This is a genomic window from Bradyrhizobium lablabi (assembly GCF_018129385.1).
Taxonomy (GTDB): Bacteria; Pseudomonadota; Alphaproteobacteria; order Rhizobiales; family Xanthobacteraceae; genus Bradyrhizobium; species Bradyrhizobium lablabi_C.
Genome location: NZ_JAFCLN010000004.1, coordinates 429,906 through 450,115, shown reverse-complemented (window position 1 = coordinate 450,115; position 20,210 = coordinate 429,906). Strand labels below are relative to the sequence as shown.

Below are 20,210 nucleotides of genomic sequence, written 5' to 3'. Positions count from 1 at the left end.
CCGCCGCCGTCAGCCGCGCGCGCGGCCGTCGAACTCCCGCACGGCCTCCAGTACGAGCGTTGGGGCTTCCTGCACCACGCAATGGCCGCAGCCGTCGAACTTCAACGTGCTGGCGCCTTGTATGAGCGAAACGGCCCTGGATGCCATCTCCTTGTAGATCGGCCAGGATTTTTCCGACGTCGTTACGCGCACGGGCAAGTCGATCTCGCTGAGCCACAGGAACGGATTGCCGCGCGCATCGCCTTGGTAGATTTGCTCCATCGCCTCGATGATCGGCCGCAGAATCGCGGACTCGGTTTCGGGCATGCAGAGCAGCCGGATGCGGCCGTTATCGACAGGTGTGAAGCCGCGCTGGATGAATGTCCGCAGCGAGGCTTCCGTCCAGTCGGCAAAGGCGGGCGCTGCGCGAAAGCGCGCGAAGGCGGCATCATGGCTGTCGAATTCGGCCTGGCGGCGCAGCACGCCGTAGACCGCGTTGTTGCCCCATTCGCTCAGTGCCGCCTCGCGCGCCGCGCGCGGGTCCATTGCGGTCGGCTCCATCACGAACAGGCGCGCAAAACGCTCCGGCAACAGTTTGGCCGACAGCAGCAGGTCGGTTGCTCCGGCGCTGTGCCCGATACCGTAGATGTCGCGCAGATCGAGCGTCTCGATCACGCGGCGGAGGTCTTCGGCATAATCCGCGAAGTGATAGTGGCCCGCCGCCGGCTTGTGGCTGTCGCCGTGGCCGCGGCGGTCGACGGCGTAGACCGTGTATTCGGAAGCGAGATCGTGCGCGAATTCATCCCAGACGTCGGCGCAAAAGCCGGTGCCATGCAGCAGCAGCGCGGGCGGCTTGCTCTGACCCCATTGGACCAGCGCGATGCGGTCCCCGGCCGAGCCGATCGAGAAGCGGCGTTGACGGATCATGGGGCTAGCGGCGCAAATCCTCGAGGATCATCGCCGCCGCCTTCTCCGCGATCATCGCCGTCGGCGTGTTGGTGTTGCCGGACGTGATGGTCGGCATGACAGAGGCATCCGCCACGCGCAGTCCGGCGATGCCGTGGAAGCGCAGGCGCTCGTCAACCACGGCTGTGGGATCGCTCGCGATACCCATCTTGGCGGTGCCAACGGGATGGAAGATGGTGGTCCCGATGTCGCCCGCGGCTTTCGCGAGCGAGGTTTCGTCATCGCCGACGGAAGGGCCGGGCAAAAATTCGCTTGGATGATATTTGGCGAGCGCCTTCTGCTGCATCAGCCGGCGCGTGGTGCGAATGGCGTCCGCAGCGACCGTGCGGTCTTCATTCGTTGACAGATAATTTGGGGCAATCGCGGGGGCCTCGTCCGGCCTCGCCGAGCGAATCCGCACCGTGCCGCGCGAGGTCGGCTGTAGATTGCAGGCGCTGACGGTGATCGCGGGGAAGCGATGCAGCGGATCGCCGAACTTGTCGAGCGACAACGGCTGCACGTGGAACTGGATGTTGGCGCGCTCGCGGCGCGGGTCGGAGCGGGTGAAGATGCCGAGTTGCGACGGCGCCATGGTCAGCGGCCCGCGGCGGCGGAAGGCGTAGTCGAGGCCCATCATGCCGCGGCGGAACAGCGACCAATAGGTTTCGTTGAGCGTGCGCACGCCGTTCACCTTGTAGATCGCGCGCTGCTGAAGATGGTCTTGCAGATTGCGCCCCACGCCTTGCCGGTCGAGCACGACATCGATGCCGAGCGGCGTCAGCCAGTCGGCGGGACCGATGCCGGAGCGTTGCAACACCTGGACTGATCCGATCGCGCCCGCGCACAGGATCACTTCGCCTTTTGCGCGGGCTTCGACGACTTCGCTGCCTTGCATGAAGCGCACGCCGACGGCGCGGCCGTTTTCGACGATCAATCGATCGACCAGCACGTTCTTTTCGAGACGCAGGTTTTGCCGGCTCAAGGCCGGCTTGAGGAAGCCGCGCGCCGACGACCAGCGCCGGCCGCGCTTCTGGTTGACGTGAAAATAGCTGACGCCTTCATTGTCGCCGGTATTGAAATCGGGAATTTTCCGAATGCCCATTTCTTCGGCGGCATGGCCGACGGCATCGAGGATCTCCCAGGACAGCCGCGGCGCCTCGATGCGCCAGCCGCCGCCGACGCCGTGATGTTCGCTGGCGCCGAGGAAATGATCCTCCAGCCGCAGGAACGCCGGCTTGACGTCGTCATAACCCCAGCCCGTCAAGCCAAGTTGCCGCCAGTGATCGTAGTCGGCGGCCTGGCCCCGCATCGAGATCATGGCGTTGATGGCGGAACTGCCGCCGATCACCTTGCCTCTGGGATAGGCAAGCGAGCGGCCGTTCAGGCCAGGCTCGGCCTCGGTACGGAACATCCAGTCGGAACGGGGATTGCCGATCGCGAAGAGATAGCCGACCGGGATGTGAAACCAGATCCAGTTGTCGCTGCCGCCCGCTTCCAGGATCAGCACGCGGTTGTGGGGATTGGCGGACAGGCGGTTGGCCATGATGCAGCCGGCCGTGCCCGCGCCGACGACGATATAGTCGAAATCACCTTCAAGGCGTCGCATGCTTCCAACCCGGCACATTATCCGTCTTTCCTGCTTAATAGGCAGACGTGGCTGGCCGGGACAAGCCCGGCCATGACGGCCCCGGGTACGATTCCTGCATTGCAGCGAGTGTTGGGGGAGGGGAGATCACGTGCTACAGATGACAAAATAACAACCAGAACGGACCCGAGAATTCCATGCCCATCGTCAACCGCGTCGCCGATCTGCAACCCGACATTCAGGCTTGGCGGAGGGATATTCATGCACATCCCGAGCTTCTGTACGACGTTCACCGCACCGCGGCATTTGTGGCGGACCGGTTGCGGGAATTCGGCTGCGATGAGGTGGCAACCGGCCTCGGTAAGACCGGCGTCGTCGGCGTCATCAAGGGCAAGAAACCGGCCGGCAAGGGCGACATCAAGGTGATTGGCCTGCGCGCCGACATGGATGCGCTGCCGATCGAGGAAGAGACCAATCTGCCTTACTCGTCCAAGACGCCGGGCAAGATGCACGCCTGCGGCCATGACGGGCACACCGCGATGCTGCTCGGCGCGGCGCGCTATCTCGCCGAGACCCGGAACTTTGCCGGCAATGCGGTCGTGATCTTCCAGCCCGCCGAAGAGGGCGGCGCGGGAGCAGCCGCAATGATCAAGGACGGGCTGATGGACCGTTTTGGCATCGAGCAGGTCTACGGCATGCATAACGGCCCCGGCATCCCGATCGGCCAGTTCGCCATCCGGCCCGGCCCGATCATGGCGGCGACCGACGCGATCGACATCAAGATCACCGGCCTTGGCGGCCACGCGGCGCGGCCCCACATCTGCATCGATTCCGTGCTGGTCGGCGCGCAGGTGATCAACGCGCTGCAATCGATCGTCTCGCGCAGCGTCGATCCGCTGGAATCGGCTGTCATCTCGGTGTGCGAATTCCACGCCGGCAATGCGCGCAATGTGATCCCGCAGACCGCCGAACTGCGCGGCACCATCCGCACGCTGACGCCCGAGGTGCGCGAGCTGGTGGAGAAGCGCGTGCATGAGGTGGTCGCCGGCATCGCGCAGGTGACTGGCGCGAAGATCGATCTGGTCTATGAGCGCGGCTATCCCGTGACCGTCAACCACGCCGCGCAGACCGACATGGCCATCCGTGTAGCGGAAGAGGTGGCCGGCAAGAACGGCGTGAACGAAACCCCGCCGCTGATGGGCGCCGAGGATTTCGCCTACATGCTGGAAGCGCGGCCGGGCGCCTTCATCTTCTGCGGCAATGGCGACAGCGCCGGCCTGCATCACCCTGCCTATAATTTCAACGACGAGGCGATCGTCTACGGCACCTCCTACTGGATCAAGCTGGTGGAGAACACGCTGGCGGCGTGAATTCGGGCTGGATGGCAAGAAGCCAGTGGCGATGCGCTGGCCTCACGACACCGGCATTGGCTTCTGCGGCGCGCGGGTGGGGCGGCGATGCGCCTTCAAGGAGCCGGCGACGGACCAGCGCAGGGTCTCGCCGACCATCCTGTCGCGCAGATCACGAAGTTCGGGCTTGTGCCAAAGGTTGTACTTCTCGTCGGGGTCGGCCTTGAGGTCATAGAGTTCGCCTTCCTCCTCACCGAGATAGACGACGAGCTTCCAATCCCGGCAGCGTCGCATGACGATGAACTCGGCCCCGGTCTGCACGTGGTCCCGCGCCACCTCCGAATAGACGACGTCCCGCGGCACGTAGTCGGCACGCTCCTCGAGCGCTCCCCATAGCGAGCGAGCCTCGAAGTCGGGTGGCACCGGCAGGTCGGCCGCTTCCAGAATGGTGGGCGCGATGTCGATCAATTGCACGAGCTCGTCGCGGCGGCGGCCGCCCGGTATCCTTTCCTTCGACCAGAACACGAGCGGCACGCGCAGCACCGTGTCGTACATCGTCCATTTCTGGATATGTCCGTGATCGCCGAGGGCATCGGCGTGGTCGGACGTGAAGATCACGATGGCGTTGTCGAGATACCCCTTCGCATCGAGCGCGGCCATGATGCGGCCGACCTGTGCGTCGATCATCGAGACGTTGGCGGCGTAGTGGCGGCGCAACCGGAGCAGATCCTCGCGGCTGATGTCGGTGCGCCAGTTGACGGAATCGAAGTTCAACCGGGTCATGTTCTCGCGCAGCATCTTCAGGGCGCGCGGCTGGCGTTGCAGTTCGGAGTCGCTGACCTCCGGCAAGGGAATGTCGGCTTCCGCGTACCGGTCGAGCCATTCGGGCAGGGGATCGTAGGGCGGGTGAGGGCCGGGAAAACCGATTTGCAGGAACAGCGGGTCCGGGCACTTGCGATCCTCGATCCACCAGCACGCGGTATTGCCGACGAAATTGTCCGGATGCATGTCGGCATCGAGATGCCAGGCGAACGCGCCCAGCGCACGCTTGTAACCGTCGGGGTCACCTTCATAGCGGTTGAACCGCGATGGCTTGGTCAGCCCGCGCACGCGTAGCGCCTTGTCCCACTCATCATAGATGGCGCGGTCGCGCTCCTCCAGGAACAGCGGCCGATCCTTGTTTTCGACGACGAAGCGCTGGTGAAAGCCGCCTGCAGCATCATAGGGGTTGATGTGCATCTTGCCGATATTGACGCAGTGATAGCCCTGCGCGGCGAGAGAGCTGACCCAGGTCGGCTGCCACGGTTCGAAATTGGTGAAGACGTGCGTGCTGTGCGGATATTTGCCGGTGAACAGGCTGGCACGGGATGCCACGCAAACGGGCGAAGTGACGAAGCATTGCGTGAAGGCGGTGCCTTCGCGCGCCAGTCGATCGAGATGCGGGGTGTGCATCCAGGGGGCGCCCAGCGCCGCGACGGTGTCCGCGCGCTGCTGGTCGGTGATGATAAGAATGATGTTGGGCAGGCTCATCGGGGCACAATCAGTTAATGACGATTTTGGCTTTTTCGATCACCGTCTTCCACTTCGCCAGCTCGCTCTTCTGGAGCGTCAAAAAGCTGTCCGGTCCCTCGACCCGGACCTCGTCGCCCTGGATGCGCAGTTTCTCTTGCAGTTCCGGAGTCTTCGCAGCGCTGGCGACCGCCGCATGGATCCGATCGATGATTTCTCGTGGCGTTCCGGCCGGGGCGAACAGGCCGAACCAGGCGGACGCCACGACGTCGTAGCCGGATTCCTTCAGCGTCGGCACGTCAGGGAACGCCCGCGCACGCGCAGGTCCCGACGTTGCGAGCACGCGGAATGCGCCGGCGTCGGCCTGCGGCTGGATCACCGGCAAATGATTGAGGGTTACCTGCACCTGTCCTCCAAGCAGCGCCGTCACCGATTCGTTGCCGCCCTTGAACGGGACATGCGCCAGCTCGATGCCTGCGGTTTGCTTCAGAAGCTCCATGGCAAGGTGAGGATAGGTGCCGAAGCCGTTGCTGGCGTAGTTGCTGGAACTGCCCTTGTCCTTCATCGTCGCGATGAAGCCGGCGAGATCCTTGATGCCGGAATCGGCTTTCACCGCCAGGGCGAGGTAGCCTTCCGACACCTGGGTGATCGGCGCGAAATCGGCGAGCGGATCGTACGGCAAGGCCTTGAACAGCCACGGCGCGAAGGCGTGCGTGGCTGCGCCGCTCAGCAGGATCGTATAGCCGTCGGGCTGGGCCTTTGCGACGGCATTGGCTCCCACCGTGCCCCCGGCTCCGACCTTGTTCTCGACGATGATGGTGCCCTTGAGCTCCCTTTGCAGGTATTCGGCAAGCAACCGGCCGGTGATGTCGACGGCCCCTCCAGCGGGATAGGGCACGACGAGCTTGATGATGCGGCTGGGATAGGGCTGCGCCGAGACGGCAGACGCATAGAGCAATAGCGTACAGGCCGAGGCAATCATCAGACGAACAAGCCGCATTTTCTTCCTTCCTCCCTTGATCTCCGCATCAGACCGGCGTCATGGCCGCAGGTCCATCTCGAGATGGATGTAATCGCCGCGATAGTTCACGTCGGCGAGATAGATGACGGTGCCGTCGACGCCGCAAAGGATGCGGCGCACCTCCGCCATCGGCGTATTCACGGCGATCCCGAGCAGCTTCGCGGTTTCGACGTCGGCCTTTGTGATGGCGAGCGTCTGCCGCCCCGAGGTAATTTTCACGCCGGGCAGCGATGTCAGGACCGGCAGCACCAGTTCGCGCCGGAATCGCGCGGGCGCTCGCCGGAATACGCGATAGTCGATGTACATCGAGATGACGCAGTAGCGCTCGCCGTCCCTGGAGTGGACGCGCCGCATATGGAAATATTTCGGCGCGGCGGTGCCCTCGCGAGCCTTGATAATGGGGTTCGCCACGCCTTCTTCCACCGTCGCGTGCTCGGGGTGGTCGCCGCGATACATCTGGACCAGATCGGCGAGCGTCGTCTCGACACGAAGCTGCCGCCGTGCTCGCGCCTTGTCGGTGACGAACGTGCCCCGTCCGCGCTGCGGCGACAGCAGGCCCTCGTCGGCGAGCAGGGCAATGGCTTGGCGTATCGTCACGCGTGCGACGTCGAACTGCGCCATCAGTTCGTCGATTGACGGGAGCGTACTGCCCGGCTGCCATTCCCCCTTCTCGACGCGCTGCCGGAGCAGGTCCGCCAGTTGCACATAGCGGGGAATGGGCGTCGAACCGAAGATGCGGTGACCAATTTCGTTCATCGAGGCTCGCTGCCGCCGGACTATGTCTTAACATCCTATACATAGGACTTTCAGCACTATAACGGTTTCCTATGGTTCCGGCCAGCGGAAAAGTCGAGCGCCCGGTGGTGCGATCGCACAGCCAGGTGGGATCAATCCCTGAGCCGGGGGCTGCATCGCCGGCGGACGGCAAATTCGCCCGCTGCGATGCCGACAATAAAGAAAGGCCCGCGCCGGTGGCGCGGGCCTTTGCCTTCTCAGGTGACCCGATACTACTACTTTAGAAGATGTTCGCGAACAGCACGTAGAGGCTGGCCGACAGCATGATCGCGGCCGGCAGGGTCAGCACCCAGGCCATCAAGAGGTTGCGGATGGTGGCCATCTGGAGCCCCGAGCCGTTGGCAGCCATCGTGCCTGCGACGCCCGATGACAATACGTGCGTGGTCGACACCGGCAGGCCGAACACGTCGGCGGCGCCGATGGTGCCGGCGGCAACGAGCTCAGCGGAGGCGCCCTGCGCATAGGTCAGGTGCGACTTGCCGATCTTTTCGCCGACGGTGATCACGATGCGCTTCCAGCCGACCATGGTGCCAAGGCCAAGCGCGATCGCGACCGCGATCTTGACCCAGGTCGGGATGAACTTGGTCGCGTTGTCGAGCGAGGCCTTGTAGTCCTTGAGGGCCGCGAGGTCTTCCTTGTTGAGGTCGTTTTCCTTGTCCTTCATCAGGAAGCGGATCGCTTCCGAGGTCAGGTACATGTCGTTACGGGTGTTGCCGACGGCTTCGGCCGGGACCTTGTTCAGGGTGCCGTACTTCTGCACCTGATCGCCGACTTCCTTCACCAGCACCGCAAGCGAGGGATAGGTGCCTTCGCTGATTTTTCGCGCAGAGACGTATTGCGTCACGGCGGGACGGGGATCGCCGATGATGCTGTGGCCGGCGCCCTTGGCGGCGATCACTTTCGAGGCCGCGTCCGAGGTCTTCTGGAACTGCGCGACCTGCGATTCCGGCAGCGCGCGGTTGAGCGCATAGGCGGTCGGCACCGTGCCGATCAGGATCAGCATGATCAGGCCCATGCCCTTCTGGCCGTCGTTCGAGCCGTGCGCGAAGCTGACGCCGGTGCAGGTGGCGATCAGGATGGAACGGATCCAGAGCGGGGGCGGCTGGTTGCCTTCCGGTGCCTGGTACAGGGCCGGATTGCGGACGATGAACTTGAGCAGCAGCAGCAGGATCGCGGCCACGCAAAAGCCGAACAGCGGCGACAGCAGCAGCGCGTAGCCGATTTCGGTCGCCTTGGTCCAGTCGACGCCCGAGGTGCCGTCGCGGCCGCGCATCACGGCGTTGGCAACGCCGACGCCGATGATCGAGCCGATCAGGGTGTGCGAGGAGGAGGCCGGCAGGCCGAGATACCAGGTGCCGAGGTTCCAGATGATGGCGGCGATCAACAGCGCGAACACCATCGCAAAGCCGGCACTGCTTCCGACTTGCAGGATCAGCTCGACCGGCAGCAGCGAGACAATGCCGAAGGCGACCGCGCCCGAGGACAGGAGCACGCCGAGGAAGTTGAAGAAGCCCGACCACATCACTGCGAATTCGGCCGGCAGCGAGTGGGTGTAGATCACGGTTGCCACCGCGTTGGCGGTGTCGTGGAAGCCGTTGACGAATTCGAAGCCGAGCGCGATCAGCAGCGCGACGAACAGCAGGATGTAGGGCACAAGGGTCGTGATCTTGGTGCCGGTCGCATCGACGTCGGAATAGATGCTGTAGGCGACATAGAGCAATCCCGCGGCCAAAACGCCGAAGAACAGGATCATGGTCAGCGGGTTAAAACCCTTGTCGAGATTGGGCCGCGAGGCCGGCTGAATCGGCCCGGAGTCGGCTAGCGAAGCTGCATTGGGAGAATTGAGTGTAACATCGGCCATGGTGACGCCCCCGTCGGGTACAATGAGGGCTCTGTTTTCGCCGAAGGACTTGAAGGTTAGATGACAAGGGCGCGGATTGTCGCGCGTCAAAATGATGACGCGCCGGAACTGGCGCGCAACGGAATCCCGCCAGCGCAATTGTTCTCCCGCGTTTCCTTTTGGAATCGTTGCGACATTATGCGCGAAGCGGCGGCTGCCTGATGCGATCGCCATGCCGCGAACGCAGCGCAGCATTTGCTGAAGGTGCAGGGACGTTGGAAGTTATGAACAGGCCCGGCAAGGGGTGGCGCGCCGCGCAGTCCGGGGCTAGCTGCTGCACAGCGCGCTCACCAGGTCGGAACGCCGGTCCAAGTCTTAGCGCTCCAACTCATGCCGAAAATGCCACGCTATCATCTATCAATTAAAGGTTGTAGCTTTATTTTTGCGGATTTCGCTGGAACCACAGGAATTTGCAAACGGTAACATCAGGCCGCATGCGCGGCTTTTCGCAGGAACCTTGCCGCGATCTTCAAATCATCGACGAAACGCTCATACTCGCGCGCCCTGGCGTGTTCGTCCGGCAGCCGCAGCAGATAGGACGGGTGCACCGTCACCAAAGCGCGGGTTCCCTCGCCAGTCTCGATCAGGCGGCCGCGGCTCTTGTTGATCGGCGTGATCTTGCCGAACACGCTTTGCGCAGCGGTTGCGCCCATCGCCACCACCAGGTCCGGCTTGATCGAGGCGAGTTCGCGCTCGTACCACTGCCGGCATGCCTTGATTTCCGGCGTGTTCGGCTTCTGGTGCAGGCGGATCTTTCCGCGCGGTACGAATTTGAAGTGCTTGACCGCATTGGTGACGTAGACTTTTGTGCGGTCGATGCCGGCTTCTTCGAGCGCGCGGTCGAGCATCTGCCCGGCAGGTCCCACGAACGGTTTGCCCGCGAGGTCTTCCTTGTCGCCGGGCTGCTCGCCGACCAGCATGATGTGCGCACGGCTCGGGCCTTCACCGAACACGGTCTGGGTGGCGTTCTTCCAGAGCGGGCAGGCGCGGCAATCGGCGGCCTCGCTGCGCAAGGCGGCGATGCTGTCCGACGAGCTTGCGGCCTTGCGTGGCATGTCTTCTTCCACCCGTTTTTGCGCCTTATGCGGTTCCGTCGGCGCGTTGGCGACCATGGCGGCCGTCGTGCGCTCCGCCTCGGCGATCAGGGGTTTAATCAGCGAAGCCTCGGGCAGGTTCCTCCAGTATTTCTTCGGCATCTCGTTCTGCATCGCCTTCACCTTCAGCCGCGCCGGATTGAAGATGCTGGCGTAGTAGCTGCGCCAGACTTCCTCCAGCCGGTCCTCGGTCGGCGCCTCCGACTTGGCGACACCCGGCGTAATGGCGACGGCATGGCCGTCCCAATGCGCGCAGAGATCGGGGGTGAGGATCGACCATGGCATGTCGGCGAAGCGGCGGGCGAAGAACGGCGCGGCCAGCTCGACGATGTGATGCTCCGGCTCGAACCAGGCGACGAAATGCGACTTGCTCTCGCGGCCGACTTCGCGGAAGCGGACGAAGGCATGCATCTTGTGCTCGTCGCGGCGGACGGCCTTTGCCATCGCGCCGATCTCGGCCACGTCGGGATCGGTCGCGATCTCGAGCAGGTCATGGTTGCTGCGCAGCCGCCACAACAGGCGATAGAGCAGGGCGAAGCGCTCGGGATTGCGATGAAGGATTGCGATCTTTGCGAGCTCAACGAATTTCGCAGGCACGTTGAAGGTGCCGGGCGTTTCTTCAAGCGAAGTGTCAGGTTCGGCCTCGAACAGCTCCGGCTCATTACCGCGTACGGTCCAGGTCACCCCGCGCGGGTCGACGCCGTTCAGCGCCAGAGCGCGGGCGGCCTTTCGCCAGCCATCAAAATCCGTTTCGCTGTCGAGGGTTATGACGTGCATTGCATCCTCCACGTCATTGCGAGGAGCCAACGGGTCGCGCGAATGCGCGCCCGATGACAGGCTCCGCGAAGCAATCCAGCTTTCTTGCTGCGGCAAAGCTGGATTGCTTCGCTTCGCTCGCAATGACGGCTTAGAAAGCAAAGCCCAATTGCGCAGGCTTTGCTCTGAACCGTTCCTTCAAGCCCACGCCATCGAGCAGATGTGGCGAAGGGCGGTGGTCACTGAGAACGATGAACGGCAAGGCCTTGTTCCTGGGGATGTGCAGCCGGCCGAGATCGGCGAGGCGGATCGAGGTGACACGGCGCGTTGCGATGATGCGGTCGACCGCCTTGGTGCCGAAGCCGGGCACGCGCAACAGATCCTCGCGGCTGGCCGTTGCGACATTGAGTGGAAAGCGGTCGCGGTGCCGCAAGGCCCAGGCGAGCTTGGGGTCGATGTCGAGCGGCAGCATGCCTTCGGCTTCATCGACGATCTCGCCGGCATCGAAACCATAGAAGCGCATCAGCCAGTCGGCCTGATAGAGCCGGTGCTCCCGCACCAAAGGCGGCGGCGCCAGCGGCAGGGCGCGGCTGGCGTCGGGGATCGGGCTGAAGGCGGAATAGTAGACGCGCTTGAGCTTGTAGGAGCCGTAGAGATTGGCGCTGGTGTGCAAAATGGTCTGGTCGCTGGCGGCATCTGCGCCGACGATCATCTGCGTGCTCTGGCCCGCCGGCGCAAAGCGCGGCGGTTTTGCTTTCGTGACAGCCTTGCCTGCTTCTTCGGCTTCGTCGAGCTTCAGCCGCAGGCGTCCCATGGTGCGGCGGATCGCGCGCACGTCTTTTTCCGGCGCGAGTTTGGCAAGACTGTTTTCCGAGGGCATCTCGATGTTGATCGAGAGGCGATCGGCATATTTGCCGGCTTCCGCGATCAGCGCATCGTCGGCTTCCGGAATGGTTTTCAGATGAATGTAGCCGCGAAAATGATGCTCCTCGCGCAGCTTGCGCGCGACGCTCACCACCTGCTCCATAGTGTAATCGGCGCTGCGGATGATGCCGGAGGAGAGAAACAGGCCTTCGATGTAGTTGCGGCGATAGAAGTCGATGGTCAGCTTCACCACCTCGTCGACGGTGAAGCGCGCCCGCGGCACGTTGCTGGAGGTGCGGTTGACGCAATAAAGACAATCGTAATTGCAGGCATTGGTGAGCAACACCTTCAACAACGAGATACAGCGACCGTCCGGCGCGTAGGAATGACAGATGCCCATGCCGGGCGCGGTCGAGCCGAGGCCTTTGCCGTCGCTGGAATCCCGCAGTTCGGTGCCGCTGGAAGCGCAGGAGGCGTCATACTTTGCGGCGTCCGCCAGGATTTCCAGTTTGCGTTGCACGTCCATGTTGAATCCCTTTGATTCTGCTCATGAATCGCCTGCGTAGGAATCCCGATTGACTCCGCAGGGCCTGTTAGCTTTATATTAGAACATATCATGAACAAATGAGCCAGCTTCTGGTTCTCCCTGAGAAACGACTGGCTCACAGTTTAAGGACGGCGACGCTATGGACGGCGCACGCACAAGCACGCTTGCGTCTTTGCGCGGCAGTATCGAGCGCCTCGAGGCGAACGGTGATGCGCGCGCCCTCAATCGCGTTGCGCTTGGTCATGCGGGTGCGGATGCGATGCTGCGCGGCGGGCTCGCGGTGGCTGCGCTGCATGAGGTGTTTGCCGAAGGACATCAAAGCGCGGCGGCGACCGGTTTTGTCGCTGCCATGGCGGGGCGGATTTCGCGACGAAAGCCGCTGGTCTGGGTGCGGCAAGATTTTGCGGAAGTGGAATCCGGCGCGCTGTCGATGAGTGGACTTTGCGAACTCGGCCTCGATCCGCGGCTGGTCGTGACCGTGCGCGCGGCCGATGCCGAGAGCGCGCTGCGCGCTGCGGCGGATGCACTGGTCTGCGACGCGGTCGGCACTGTCGTGCTGGAGGTATGGGGCGAGACACGCCAGCTCGATCTCGTCGCCAGCCGAAAATTGACGCTCGCCGCGCAAGCCTCCGGCGTCACCGCTTTGCTGCTGCGGGTAGCGGCGCAGCCGGCGCCGTCGACGGCGGAAACGCGATGGATCGTGCGCGCGGCGCATTCGCCGCCGGCGGTGGCGCCCTGGAGTGCGTGGGGCGCGCCGGTGTTCGACGCGCATCTCATTCGCAACCGTCATGGCCCGGTCGGGCGGTGGATCATGGAATGGAAATGTGATGAGTGCCTTTTCAGAGAACCGTCGGCGTATCCTCAGCCTGTGGCTGCCACGCCTGCCCATCGATCGCATCAAGCGGCAATCCATAGCGGTCAACGACGCGCTGGATAAATTTCCGAGCGTTGTCGTCGCGAAGGATCACAATGCGCTGCTGCTGTATGCCATCGACGAGATGGCGGCCAGGTCGGGTCTTTCTATCGGGTTGCCGCTTGCCAATGCCCGCGCGATTTGTCCCGAACTCATCGTGCATGATGCGGATGAAGCCGCCGATCGCAAGATGCTGGAAGATATCGCCGACTGGTGCGACCGTTTTACGCCGCTGGTGGCGCTCGATCCGCCGCATGGATTGTTCCTGGACATCACCGGCTGCGCACATCTGTTCGGCGGCGAGGCGGCGCTGCTGCGGCAACTCACGAGCGCGCTGACTCGGCAGGGCTTTGCGGTCAGCGCGGCGATCGCAGCCACCTCGATCTGCGCGCGGACGCTGACGCGCTGCGCGTCCGGCACCATCGTGGCCGATGGCGGGGAGGCCGATGCCATCGCTTCGTTGCCGGTGGCAGCGCTGGGCACGGATGATGGCATCACCGCGGGCCTGCGCCGGGCGGGACTGAAAACCATCGGCGATGTTGCCGCGCGAGGGCGTCATGAAATTTCGGCTCGGTTCGGCGCGCGCTTCACGACGCTGCTGGAACATGCACTCGGCGAGGGCGATGCGCCGATCAGCCCGCGAAAACCGCTGCCGGATTACATCGTCGAAAAGCGTTTTGCCGAACCGATCGCCACCGAAGCCGTGATCTCGATGACGCTTCTGAGTCTTGCAGAAATGCTGATCAAGGCGATGGACAGGCAGGGCAAGGGCGCGCGGCGGCTGGAAGCAGGTTTCTTCCGTACCGACGGCGCCGTGCGCGCGATCGCCGTCGACACCGGACAGCCCGTGACGCGAAGCGACATGATCTGCCGCCTGTTTCGGGAGCGGCTGGAAGCCCTGAACGATCCGCTCGATCCCGGTTTTGGCTTCGATCTCGTGCGGCTATCCGCCAGCCGCGCCGAAATCGTGGTGCAACAGCAGCGCGATCTCGATGCTCATGTGCACGACAATGACGAACTTTCCGCGCTGATCGACCGCATCGCCGCGCGCATCGGCGGCCGCCGCGTGGTCGTGCATCTGCCGCAGGACACCCACATCCCCGAACGCGCGGCGCTCGCCGTGCCGGCGCAGCATTCGCTGGCCGCAGCAACCGTGCCGGCGCAGCATTCGCTGGCCGCAGCAACCGTGGCGGCGTGGCCGGAGCGCACCGAGAGCGAGCCGCCGCTGCGGCCCTTGCGGCTGTTCGAAAGACCGGAGCCCATCAAGGTGCCGTTCGCCACCGTCCCCGACGGACCACCGCATCATTTCACCTGGCGCAGAGCCACCCATGTGGTGGCCCGCGTCGAGGGCCCCGAACGCATCGCGATGGAATGGTGGAAGCAGGACGGCAAGACGCTGACGCGGGATTACTTTCGCATCGAGGATGAAGAGGGCCGCCGCTTCTGGATCTTTCGCGACGGACTTTACGGCAGCGAACTTGCTGATGAGAAGGGCGAGTCCCTGCCGGCCAACTGGTATGTGCACGGGCTGTTCGCATGAATACGCCTGCCTATGCCGAGATCGGCATCACCACCAATTTTTCCTTCCTGCGCGGCGGATCGGATCCGCGCGCCTATGTGCATCAGGCGAGCGAGCTGAAAATTCCCGTCATCGGCATTGCCGATCACAACACGCTGGCCGGCGTGGTGCGGGCCTACAAGGAACTCGACAACCCTGATGTCACGCACAAGCCAAAGCTGCTGATCGGTTCGCGCATCGTCTTCATCGACGGCACGCCTGATGTTTTCGTCTTTCCGCGAGACCGCGCGGCCTACGGGAGACTGTGCCAGCTCCTCACCAGGGGAAAGCGCGGCGACGATATCGAGCGGATCGAGAAAGGCGAGTGTCATCTGAAGCTGGATGATCTGTTGGAGTTTTCCGAAGGCCAGCTACTCATCCTGACGCTGCCGCATCGCTTCGAGACATCGGATGCGGCAAAGGTTCTGGCGCGGTTGCGCGACAGCAGCCGCGCCGATGGCGTCTGGCTCGCGGCGAGTTTTCTTTACCGCGGCGATGACAAGCGGCGTCTGGCACGGCTGCATCGCCTTGCGCTCTCGGCAAAGGTGCCGCTGCTGGCGACCAACGAAGTACTTTACCACCATCCGGCGCGCCGCCCGTTACAGGACGTGCTGACCTGCATCCGCGAGAAGACCACGATCGAGGCCATCGGCAAGCGGCTGGAGGCCAATGCCGAGCGCCATCTGAAACCCGCTCAGGAAATGGCGCGGCTGTTCCGCGACTATCCGGAGGCGATCGCGGAAACCATGCGGTTTGCCGGCCGCATCAGTTTTTCGATGGATCAACTGAAATACCAGTATCCGGACGAGCCGGTGCCGCCCGGCAAGACGGCGCAGCAGCATCTGGAAGACCTGACCTGGGCCGGCGTCGACACATATTTCGGGGGCGTCATCGACGACACGCTGCGCGCTACTCTGAAGAAGGAGCTCGCGCTGATATCAGAGCTGAAATACGCGCATTATTTCCTGACCGTCCACGACATCGTGCATTACGCGCGCAGCCAGAACATCCTTTGCCAGGGCAGGGGATCGGCAGCGAATTCGGCCGTCTGCTATGTGCTCGGCATCACCTCGGTCGATCCGACCAAGGTCGATCTGTTGTTCGAGCGCTTCATCTCAAAGGAGCGGCTGGAGCCGCCGGACATCGACGTCGATTTCGAGCATTCGCGGCGCGAGGAGGTGATGCAATATGTCTACCGCCGCTATGGTCGCCACCGCGCCGCGATCATCGCCACCGTCATTCACTATCGCCCGCGCAGCGCGATCCGCGACGTTGGCAAGGCGCTTGGCCTGACCGAGGACGTCACCGCGGCGCTTGCCGATACCGTATGGGGAAGCTGGGGCAAGGGCCTCAACGAGATGCAGGTCAGGCAGGCCGGGCTCGATCCGCAAAATTCGATGGTCGAGCTTGCGGTTGCGCTGGCGACCGAACTGATCGAATTCCCCCGCCATCTGTCGCAGCATGTCGGCGGCTATGTGCTCACGCAAGACCGGCTCGACACCTATGTGCCGATCGGCAACGCCGCGATGGACGACCGCACTTTTATCGAATGGGACAAGGATGATGTCGACGCGCTGAGCATGATGAAGGTCGACGTACTGGCGCTGGGCATGCTGACCTGCATCCGCAAGTGTTTCGATTTGATCGCGGAGCACAAGGGCGAGCGCTACGTGCTGTCGGACATCAAGGCCATCGATGATGACGATGTTTTCAAGATGCTTCAGCGCGGCGAATCGCTCGGCGTGTTCCAGGTCGAGAGCCGCGCACAGATGAACATGCTGCCGCGCCTGAAGCCGAAGACATTTTACGACCTCGTCATCGAAGTCGCGATCGTGCGGCCCGGGCCGATCCAGGGCGACATGGTGCACCCATATCTCAGGCGGCGGAATGGCATCGAGAAGGAAAACTATCCATCGCCGTCACCCGAACACGGGCCGCCGGACGAACTCTACAAGGTGCTGCACAAGACGCTTGGCGTGCCGCTGTTCCAGGAACAGGCGATGCGGATCGCGATCGAGGCTGCCGGGTTCACTTCGGAGGAAGCGAACGGATTGCGCCGCGCGATGGCGACGTTTCGTAACGTCGGAACAATCGGTAATTTCGAGGAGAAGCTGATCGGAAACATGATCAGGCGGGGGTACGATCCGCAATTCGCCAAGAACTGTTTTGAGCAAATAAAAGGGTTTGGCTCCTATGGTTTCCCGGAAAGCCATGCCGCGAGCTTTGCGCAACTCGTTTATGTCTCGTCATGGCTGAAACACTATCACCCTGACGCCTTCTGCTGCGGTTTGTTGAACTCGCAGCCGATGGGCTTTTATGCGCCGGCGCAGATTGTGGGCGATGCCCGCAAGAACGGTGTCGAGGTGCGAGAGGTCGACGTGTCCTTCAGCTTTGCGCAGAATACGCTGGAGGAGAGCGGCACCAAATATTGCGCGGTGCGGCTCGGCTTCCGCCAGATCGACGGATTTCACTGGCTCGACGAGGATGAGGAGCGGCTGAAGCAACTACAACCGTCATTCCGGGGCTCGCGAAGCGAGAACCCGGAATCCATACTCCCGATGGTGGTTATGGATTCCGGGCTCGCGCCAAGTGGCGCGCCCCGGAATGACGATGGAGAGAGGGCGCTCGACTGGGCCGACCGCATCGTCACCGCCCGCAACCGCCGGCCCTTCACCTCGCTGGAGGATTTTGCCCGCGACACCGGTCTGCCAAAGCGTGCGCTGATCCTGCTGGCGGATGCGGATGCGTTCCGCTCCATCGGACTCGACCGCCGCGCGGCATTATGGGCGGTGCGGCGGCTGCCCGATGACGTGCCGCTGCCGTTGTTCGAGGCGGCGACTGCGCGCGAGCAGCCCGACGAGAACGCAAAGCCGCTGCCGCAGATGCCGCTGCCCGAGCAGGTCGTCGCGGATTACCAAACCATCCGCCTGTCGCTCAAGGGACACCCGATGGAATTTTTGCGCGAAAAATTTACGCGCGAGCGCATCGTTGCCTGCAAGGACGTCAATCATGGGAATGACAAGCGCTCGGTGCGCTGCGCCGGCGTGGTGCTGGTGCGCCAGCGCCCGGGCAGCGCCAAGGGCGTCGTGTTCATGACGCTGGAGGACGAGACCGGCATCGCCAATATCGTGGTGTGGCCGAAGGTGATGGAGAAGTATCGCAAGGAGGTGATGGGCGCGCGCCTCATCCTGGTCGAGGGCTATATCCAGAGCAGCCCGGAGGAAGTCACGCATCTGGTCGCGCAACGGCTCACCGACCGCTCGCGCGACCTGATCGGGCTCGCCGATGACGCGCTTGCCCGCAAGCATGTTTTGCCGGTCGCCACCGCGCTGGTCGAGCCGCTCAACGACGACCTCCGCGATCATCCCGATATGCCCGCGCAAAAAATCCGCCACCCGCGCAATGTCCGCATCCTGCCGCCGTCGCGGGATTTTCATTGAAGCCGTCATTGCGAGCGAAGCGAAGCAATCCAGAGTCGCGGGCGGGATTCTGGATTGTTTCGTCGCTTTGCTCCTCGCAATGACGTGAGACTTATTCCGGCGCCGCGCCGACCGGCGGCCCGCCCGGCGGGCGGTGCAGGAATGTGATCGTCAGATACGCGCCCACCCACGAGCCCGCGGCGGCAAATGCGATATAGATCCAGTTTTCGGTGTAGCTGATCACCGCATAGGAGGAGAGCACATACCAGATGCTGCTCCAGGTCGCCGCCGGCACGCGCCTGCGCGCCACGACCGACGCGGTGAACATGACATAGACCGCGTCCGTCGCGGCCGTGGCCAGCAACACGGCTCCTGCGGTCAAGGGATCGATCGCAGCCATTGCAACTCCTTCCATGCGATAGCGTTTTCGAGCAGAGTGGATTCGGATTGCGTGAGGAAAACGCGTTAAAACAAAAGACGCAGAGCTTTCAGGGTAGGCAAGGACGATGGCTATGCAAAGCCCGCGCGAGATTCTCCACGACATCTGGACTTCCGTCGGTGGCGATCCCACCGTGCTCGATGCGGTCACACTCAGAGGCGAGGAGCCGCAACTGCCGTCATCGTTTCGCGTCGCCGCCGCGGCGCAGGCGAGCGTTGCCGCCACGGGACTGGCCGCGGCGCATATCTGGAAGTTGCGCAGCGGCGAAGCGCAGGACGTCACGGTCGACATGCGCCATGCCGTGGTCGAATGCCGGAGCGAGCGCTACTTGCGCGTCGACGGCAAACCGCCGCCGCCGGCGTGGGATGCGATCGCAGGCATCTATAAAACCCGCGACCAGCGCTTCGTCCGCCTGCACACCAACTTCCCGCATCATCGCGACGCCGTCTGCAAGGTGCTGAACTGCAACGCCGAGCGCGACGAGGTTCAGGCCGCGTTGCTGCAATGGGATGCGGAAGCGTTCGAGAGCGCGGCCTATGCCGGCGGCTGCGTGGTCGCGATGATGCGTTCGTATGAAGAATGGTCGGCAACGCCGCACGCGCAGGCGCTGGCCACACTGCCGCTGATCTCGATTGAAAAGATCGGCGAGGCCGCGCCAAAACCCTGGCCGGAAGGCGAGCGGCCGCTGGCCGGCATTCGCGTGCTCGATTTGTCGCGGGTGATTGCCGGTCCCGTCGCCGGCCGCACGCTGGCGGCGCACGGCGCCGATGTGATGCTGGTGTCCAGTCCTGAGTTGCCGGCGATCTCATGGCTCACCATCGACAACAGCCGCGGCAAGCTTTCGAGCTTTATCGACCTCAAGAGCGAAGAGGGCCGCAGCACGCTGCGCGACCTGCTGCGTGAAGCCGACATCTTCTCGCAGGGCTATCGGCCGCGTGCGCTCGCCGCGCTCGGCTTTTCGCCGGAGGATACGGCAAAGCTCAATCCGGGCATCGTCTATGTCACGCTGTCGGCCTATGGCCATGCCGGGCCATGGGCGGATCGCCGCGGCTTTGACTCGCTGGTGCAGACATCGACCGGCTTCAACCATGCCGAGGGTCAGGCGGCAGGCGTCGACGGACCGAAGGAATTGCCGGCGCAGATGCTCGATCACGCCACCGGCTACTTCATGGCGTTCGGCGCCATGATGGCGAAGGTGCGCCAGGCGCGCGAGGGCGGAAGCTGGCATGTCCGGGTGTCGCTGGCGCGGACCGGGCGGTGGCTATGGAATCTCGGGCGCGTTCCCGACGGATTTAAAACCGGGGATTTGAAAAGCGAGAGCGTAAAACCCCTGCTAGAAGAACTGGGGTCCGGCTTCGGCACGCTGAGTTCGGTCAAGCCGTCGGCGATCCTGTCGAGGACGCCGGCCTGGTGGGCCCGGCCCTCGATGCCGCTTGGCAGCCATCCGCCAAAATGGCCGGCGCGCGGCTGACAGCATTGCCGGGCTGCGCTCTGTCCAAATTTTAACGGCCGCCGCCAAGGCTATTTGCGATTTTTA

14 protein-coding genes are annotated in these 20,210 nt (G+C 63.5%); 5 read left to right on the top strand and 9 right to left on the bottom strand.

The window, feature by feature from the left end:
* Positions 1-9: 9 nt before the first annotated feature.
* Both JQ628_RS11735 and JQ628_RS11730 read right to left on the bottom strand, forming a co-directional pair.
* Positions 10-906 carry an alpha/beta fold hydrolase gene (locus tag JQ628_RS11735; protein ID WP_212222693.1) on the bottom strand — a complete coding sequence of 299 codons (897 nt, stop codon included), beginning with the start codon at positions 904-906 and terminating at the stop codon, positions 10-12.
* A 4-nt stretch (positions 907-910) separates the two neighbouring features.
* Positions 911-2,530: a GMC family oxidoreductase gene (locus tag JQ628_RS11730; protein ID WP_212222692.1), complete on the bottom strand. Its 1,620-nt coding sequence runs from the start codon at positions 2,528-2,530 to the stop codon at positions 911-913.
* A 176-nt stretch (positions 2,531-2,706) separates the two neighbouring features.
* Here JQ628_RS11730 and JQ628_RS11725 point away from each other — a divergent pair, with 176 nt between their 5' ends.
* The gene (locus JQ628_RS11725; protein ID WP_212222691.1) at positions 2,707-3,879 is read left to right on the top strand and encodes a M20 aminoacylase family protein; all 1,173 of its coding nucleotides are present in this window, start codon (positions 2,707-2,709) and stop codon (positions 3,877-3,879) included.
* Between the two features lie 42 nt (positions 3,880-3,921).
* Here JQ628_RS11725 and JQ628_RS11720 read toward each other — a convergent pair whose 3' ends face one another.
* The 6 genes from JQ628_RS11720 to JQ628_RS11695 form a co-directional block, all read right to left on the bottom strand.
* Positions 3,922-5,388: a sulfatase family protein gene (locus JQ628_RS11720; protein WP_212222690.1), complete on the bottom strand. Its 1,467-nt coding sequence runs from the start codon at positions 5,386-5,388 to the stop codon at positions 3,922-3,924.
* Between the two features lie 10 nt (positions 5,389-5,398).
* Positions 5,399-6,367, bottom strand: a complete 969-nt coding sequence (locus JQ628_RS11715) for a Bug family tripartite tricarboxylate transporter substrate binding protein (protein WP_212222689.1) — start codon at positions 6,365-6,367, stop codon at positions 5,399-5,401.
* Between the two features lie 39 nt (positions 6,368-6,406).
* On the bottom strand, positions 6,407-7,144 hold the full coding sequence (locus tag JQ628_RS11710; RefSeq protein ID WP_212222688.1) for a GntR family transcriptional regulator: 738 nt from the start codon (positions 7,142-7,144) through the stop codon (positions 6,407-6,409).
* A gap of 259 nt (positions 7,145-7,403) precedes the next feature.
* On the bottom strand, positions 7,404-9,044 hold the full coding sequence (locus tag JQ628_RS11705) for an inorganic phosphate transporter (RefSeq protein WP_212222687.1): 1,641 nt from the start codon (positions 9,042-9,044) through the stop codon (positions 7,404-7,406).
* Positions 9,045-9,508: 464 nt separating this feature from the next.
* Complete coding sequence (locus tag JQ628_RS11700; RefSeq protein WP_212222686.1) at positions 9,509-10,954, bottom strand: UdgX family uracil-DNA binding protein; 1,446 nt, start codon at positions 10,952-10,954, stop codon at positions 9,509-9,511.
* Between the two features lie 130 nt (positions 10,955-11,084).
* Positions 11,085-12,323, bottom strand: coding sequence for a putative DNA modification/repair radical SAM protein (locus tag JQ628_RS11695; protein WP_212222685.1), 1,239 nt, complete (start codon positions 12,321-12,323; stop codon positions 11,085-11,087).
* Positions 12,324-12,483: 160 nt separating this feature from the next.
* Between JQ628_RS11695 and JQ628_RS11690 the strand changes: the two genes are divergently transcribed.
* From JQ628_RS11690 to JQ628_RS11680, 3 genes are read left to right on the top strand one after another with little or no spacing between them, the layout of a single operon-like run.
* Entirely contained in the window at positions 12,484-13,281 is a 798-nt protein-coding gene (locus JQ628_RS11690) for an ImuA family protein (protein WP_212222684.1), read from the top strand.
* Complete coding sequence (locus JQ628_RS11685) at positions 13,172-14,797, top strand: Y-family DNA polymerase (RefSeq protein WP_212222683.1); 1,626 nt, start codon at positions 13,172-13,174, stop codon at positions 14,795-14,797. The genes JQ628_RS11690 and JQ628_RS11685 overlap by 110 nt, the downstream gene beginning before the upstream one ends.
* On the top strand, positions 14,794-18,255 hold the full coding sequence (locus JQ628_RS11680; RefSeq protein WP_212222682.1) for an error-prone DNA polymerase: 3,462 nt from the start codon (positions 14,794-14,796) through the stop codon (positions 18,253-18,255). Before JQ628_RS11685 ends, JQ628_RS11680 begins: the two co-directional genes overlap by 4 nt.
* Positions 18,256-18,346: 91 nt before the next feature.
* Here JQ628_RS11680 and JQ628_RS11675 read toward each other — a convergent pair whose 3' ends face one another.
* The gene (locus tag JQ628_RS11675; protein WP_212222681.1) at positions 18,347-18,634 is read right to left on the bottom strand and encodes a hypothetical protein; all 288 of its coding nucleotides are present in this window, start codon (positions 18,632-18,634) and stop codon (positions 18,347-18,349) included.
* 112 nt (positions 18,635-18,746) lie between these two features.
* Here JQ628_RS11675 and JQ628_RS11670 point away from each other — a divergent pair, with 112 nt between their 5' ends.
* A complete protein-coding gene (locus JQ628_RS11670) occupies positions 18,747-20,144 on the top strand; it encodes a CoA transferase (protein ID WP_212222756.1) in 1,398 nt (465 codons plus the stop codon).
* Positions 20,145-20,210 lie beyond the last annotated feature (66 nt).